This is a genomic window from Micrococcus sp. ACRRV, from assembly GCF_022346985.1.
Taxonomy (GTDB): domain Bacteria; phylum Actinomycetota; class Actinomycetes; order Actinomycetales; family Micrococcaceae; genus Micrococcus; species Micrococcus porci.
Genome location: NZ_JAKRNH010000146.1, coordinates 1 through 4,513, shown reverse-complemented (window position 1 = coordinate 4,513; position 4,513 = coordinate 1). Strand labels below are relative to the sequence as shown.

General features: G+C 71.9%; 6 protein-coding genes. 1 reads left to right on the top strand and 5 read right to left on the bottom strand.

Features of this window, described 5'->3' with window-relative positions; genetic code table 11:
* The first annotated feature begins 25 nt into the window (after positions 1-25).
* Complete coding sequence (gene panD / locus MHY29_RS11330; RefSeq protein WP_224356284.1) at positions 26-463, top strand: aspartate 1-decarboxylase; 438 nt, start codon at positions 26-28, stop codon at positions 461-463.
* A 21-nt stretch (positions 464-484) separates the two neighbouring features.
* On the opposite strand, the gene MHY29_RS11325 is transcribed toward panD, so the two are convergent.
* From MHY29_RS11325 to MHY29_RS11305, 5 genes are all read right to left on the bottom strand, one after another.
* Positions 485-979, bottom strand: a complete 495-nt coding sequence (locus MHY29_RS11325; RefSeq protein ID WP_239241293.1) for an SRPBCC family protein — start codon at positions 977-979, stop codon at positions 485-487.
* The gene (locus tag MHY29_RS11320) at positions 979-1,362 is read right to left on the bottom strand and encodes an MmcQ/YjbR family DNA-binding protein (protein WP_224356286.1); all 384 of its coding nucleotides are present in this window, start codon (positions 1,360-1,362) and stop codon (positions 979-981) included. Before MHY29_RS11320 ends, MHY29_RS11325 begins: the two co-directional genes overlap by 1 nt.
* Positions 1,363-1,483: 121 nt before the next feature.
* Positions 1,484-2,371: a 3-hydroxyacyl-CoA dehydrogenase family protein gene (locus MHY29_RS11315; RefSeq protein WP_239241291.1), complete on the bottom strand. Its 888-nt coding sequence runs from the start codon at positions 2,369-2,371 to the stop codon at positions 1,484-1,486.
* Between the two features lie 8 nt (positions 2,372-2,379).
* Positions 2,380-3,165 (bottom strand): enoyl-CoA hydratase/isomerase family protein, encoded by a 786-nt coding sequence (locus MHY29_RS11310; RefSeq protein WP_224356288.1) that lies wholly within the window; start codon positions 3,163-3,165, stop codon positions 2,380-2,382.
* A gap of 4 nt (positions 3,166-3,169) precedes the next feature.
* A complete protein-coding gene (locus tag MHY29_RS11305) occupies positions 3,170-4,387 on the bottom strand; it encodes a thiolase family protein (protein ID WP_224356289.1) in 1,218 nt (405 codons plus the stop codon).
* Positions 4,388-4,513 lie beyond the last annotated feature (126 nt).

The following is a 4,513-nucleotide window of genomic DNA, read 5'->3' as shown; positions in this document are numbered from 1 at the left end:
CCCCTCATCCGGAGAGTTCTGCCGCATGCTGCGCACCATGTTCCACGCCAAGATCCACCGGGCCACCGTGACCCAGGCGGACCTGCACTACGTGGGCTCCGTGACCGTGGACCAGGACCTGCTGGACGCCGCGGACATCCTCCCGGGCGAGCTCGTGTCCATCGTGGACGTCACGAACGGCGCGCGGCTGGAGACCTACACCATCGCGGGTGAGCGGGGCTCCGGCGTGCTCGGCATCAACGGCGCCGCCGCCCACCTGGTGCATCCGGGGGACATCGTCATCCTCATCGCCTACGGGCAGATGGACGACGCCGAGGCCCGCCACTTCCAGCCCAAGGTCGTCCACGTGGACGCGGACAACAGGATCGTGGAGCTCGGCGTCGACCCCGCCGACGGCCTGCTCGACGGCCTCTCCCGCCCGCCGCTGTCCCGCGAGTGGAACGAGGCCCAGGCCGAGCTCTGAGCCGGCCGGGGCGCCGGGCCGTCATAGACGAGTTGTTGGAGCGGGGTCAGCGGTCGGCACGGCCTTCGCCCCGAGCGCCCGACGCGCGGAGCGCATCGCGGCCGCGTGGCTGAGGCCCATCGCGGCGCGGGCGCCCGGCACGCGGGCCACGGCGCGCATCCACGACGAGGTCAGCACCACCTCCTGCTCCCACACCACGATGCAGTGCGGCGCGCGTCCGGCCGGGGCGCCGTCGTCGTGCACGGTGACCCGCACGGTGCCCGTCAGGTCTCCGCTCAGGTGCGCGACCAGAAGGCCGCGGGCGCGGTCGTCGATGAGACGCTCCATCGTCAGACGCACCGGCACGAACCCGCGCAGCCGGACGGCGGCGCGATCGGGGCCCAGGTGACGGACGCGCGGGACGGCCGGCCACCAGCGTGGGTAGCCGGCCGGGTCGGCGAGCAGGGCCAGCACGGACCGGGCGTCTGCGGGGACGGACCAGCGGTGGGTGAAGCGGAAGGGGCGGTCGACCGACATCAGGCCCGGCCGAAGGTGTCGGGGTCCACGGGGCGCCGGGTGCGGGGGAGCTTCGCGACGACCAGCAGGTACGACTCCGTGACGAGGTCCCGGACGAGCTGCTCGTCGAGGTCCGGGTGCGCGGCCAGGCTGAGCCAGTGCCGCTTGTCCATGTGATAGCCGGGCGTGATCGCCGCGGGAAGGGCTGCGCGCAGCTGGGCGCCGTCCTCCGGGCGGGCCTTCACGTTCACGAGGCGGCGCCCGTCGTGGTCGATGAACACCACGAACAGCTTCCCCTGCACCTTCACGACCTCGGTGTCCGGGCCGAAGGGGTGCGACGCGGCGCTGCCCGGCAGCTCGAGGGCGCGGTCGCGGGCGATGCGCAGCAGCGTCGGCTCGTCCATGCCCGCCACGCTAGCCGCGCCGGCCCCGCCGCCGCACTTTCGAACGTGATATCGGGGGAATGAGCGCTTTCGAACGGGAGATAGGCCCTATCTCACGTTCGAAAGCGCCTGCCCCGGGGGCTCAGCGGTAGTCGAAGAAGCCCTTGCCGGACTTCCGGCCGAGCTCACCGCGGGCCACCATGTCCCGCATGAGCTGCGGCGGGGCGAAGCGCTCACCCAGCTGGGACTCGAGGTACTCCGCGATGCCCAGGCGCACGTCCAGGCCCACGATGTCGGTCAGCGCCAGCGGGCCGACCGGGAACTTGTAGCCGAGCACCATGGCGGCATCGATGTCCTCGGGGGAGGCCACACCCTCCTCGACCATGCGGATGGCCTCGAGCGCGATCGCCACGCCCAGGCGCGACGAGGCGAAGCCCGGTGCGTCCTTGACGACGACGGGGGTCTTGCCGAGCCCGCGGACCCACTCGGTGGACAGGGCCTGGAGCTCCGCACCGGTCTGCTCGCCGATCACGACCTCCACGAGCTTCGAGGCGGGCACCGGGTTGAAGTAGTGCAGGCCGCAGAACCGCTCGGGGCGCTGCAGGTGCGTGGCGATCTCGTCGATCGACAGGGACGAGGTGTTGCTGGCCAGCCAGGCGTCCTCGCGCAGGTGGGCCTCGACGTCGGTGAGCGCCTCGATCTTCACCTGCATGTCCTCGAACACGGCCTCGACGACGAGGTCGCAGCGGGCGAAGTCGGTGCGGTCCACGGAGACGGTCAGGCGCTGCGCCCACACGTTCAGGTCGCCGTCGATCTTGCCGCGCTCGAGGGAGGCGGCCAGGTCGGCCACGATGCGCTCCTGGGCGGCCTCGGCCGACTGCGGGTCACGCTCGACGACGACCACCTCGGACGATCCCGAGACGAGGAACGCGTGGGCGATGCCGCCGCCCATCCGACCGCCGCCGAGGACGCCGACGACGGCGGGCACGGAGGACGGAGCGGTGTCAGGGGTGTGCTGCTGATCGGTCATGTCAGTCCTCACTTCTTCTTGCGGTCCAGGAACGCCTGCATGCGCTCGAACTTGGCCTGCGACTCGAACAGGATGGCCTGCGCGATCTCGTCCACGTGGGGGTGGGCCTCGCGGGGCAGGTGGAAGACGCGCTTGGAGATCCGCACGGCCAGCGGGTCCTGCTGCGCGATGCGGTCGGCGAGAGCGTCGGCGGCGTCGAGGAGGGCGTCCGGCTCGTGCAGCTCGGTGACGAGCTTGAGCTCGAGGGCCTCCTGTGCGTCCAGGATCCGTCCGGCGAGCAGCAGCTCGAGGGCCACCGGCTCACCCACCAGTTCCTTGAGCCGCCACTGGGCGCCCGCAGCGGCCGTGATCCCCAGGCCCGTCTCGGGCTGGCCCATCTTCAGCGCCGGGGTGGCGATGCGGAAGTCGGCCGCGTAGGCCAGTTCCGCGCCGCCGCCGAGGGCGAAGCCGTCGATCGCCGCGATCACGGGCATGGGCAGCCGGTGGATGCGGTCGAAGACCTGCGAATTCACGCCGCGCAGGGCGTCGTCTCGGCGGCGCTCGCGCAGCTGTCCGATGTCCGCGCCGGAGGCGAAGATGCCGGAGAACCTCCCCGGCTCGCGCTTCGACTCCACCTGCGTGCCGGAGATGATCAGGATCTTCGGTTCGCGTTCGAGGTGGGCGCAGAGCTCGTGGAACTCGTCGACCATGGTCTGGTCGATCGCGTTGCGCACGCCCGGGCGGTCCATGCGCGCGTGGACGCGGTCCTCACGCTCCTCGACGCGCAGTGCCGTGAAGTGGCTGAAGTCGGCCATGCGCTCACACCTTCTCCACGAGCATCGCGGAGCCCTGGCCCACGCCCACGCACATCGTGGCCAGGCCCTTGTCCGCGCCCTCACGCTCCATCCGACCGAGCAGCGTGACCACGAGACGCGACCCCGAGGAGCCCAGCGGATGGCCCAGGGCGATCGCGCCGCCGTCGGCGTTGACGGTCTCCGGGTCCAGGCCGAGGCGCCGCATCGAGGCCAGGGACTGGGTGGCGAAGGCCTCGTTGAGCTCGACGGCGCCCAGGTCCGCCACGGACCAGCCGGAGCGCTCGAGGGCCTTCTCGGTGGCCGGGACAGGGCCCAGGCCCATGATCTCGGGGGCCAGGCCCGCTGAGGTGGACTCCACGACGCGGGCGCGCGGGGTCAGGCCGTACTTCTGCGCGGCCCGCTCAGAGACGACGAGGATCGCCGAGGCGCCGTCGTTGAGGGAGGAGGAGTTGCCGGCGGTGACCACGCCGTCCTTCTTGATGATCGGGCGCAGGCCGGCGAGCACCTCGGGGGTGGAGCCGGGACGGGGGCCCTCGTCCGTGTCCACGATCGTCTCGGCTCCCTTGCGGCCCGTGACGACGACGGGCACGATCTCGTCCGCGAAGCGGCCGGCCTCGATGGCGGCCAGCGCACGCTCGTGCGAGCGGGCGGCGAAGGCGTCCGCGTCCTCGCGGGTGATGCCGTCCACCTCGCCCACCTCCTCGGCGGTCTCCGGCATGGAGAAGGTGAACTTCTCCCCGAACTCGCCGTCCGCGAAGCGCGGGTTCACGAAGCGCCAACCGATCGAGGTGTCGAAGGCCGCGCCGGGCTTGGCGAACGCCGTCGTCGGCTTCTCCATCACCCAGGGGGCGCGGGACATCGACTCCACGCCTCCGGCCACGACGACGTCGGCCATCCCGGAGCGCACCATCGCGGTGGCGATGCCGATCGCGGACATGCCGGACGCGCAGAGGCGGTTCACGGTGATGCCCGGGACGGTGTCCGGGAAGCCGGCCAGCAACCAGGCCATGCGGGCGACGTTGCGGTTCTCCTCGCCGGCGCCGTTCGCGTTGCCGAGGATGACGTCGTCCACGACCGACGGGTCGATGCCGGCGTCCTCGATCACGGCCTTGACGGTCAAGGCGGCGAGGTCGTCGGGGCGGACGGAGGAGAGGGCGCCGCCGTACTTGCCGACGGGCGTGCGGCGACCGCCGACGAGCAGGGCCTGGGACTGTGCGGACATGGAGACTCCTTGAGTGACCGACGACGGGGCGGGCGCGGCGAATTACCGACCGTGCGTTCAGGTTCAGTATCCCGGGCCGGTGTGACGGGGGTCAACCGCGGGGGCGGGTGTGACGGGGTGGAGACG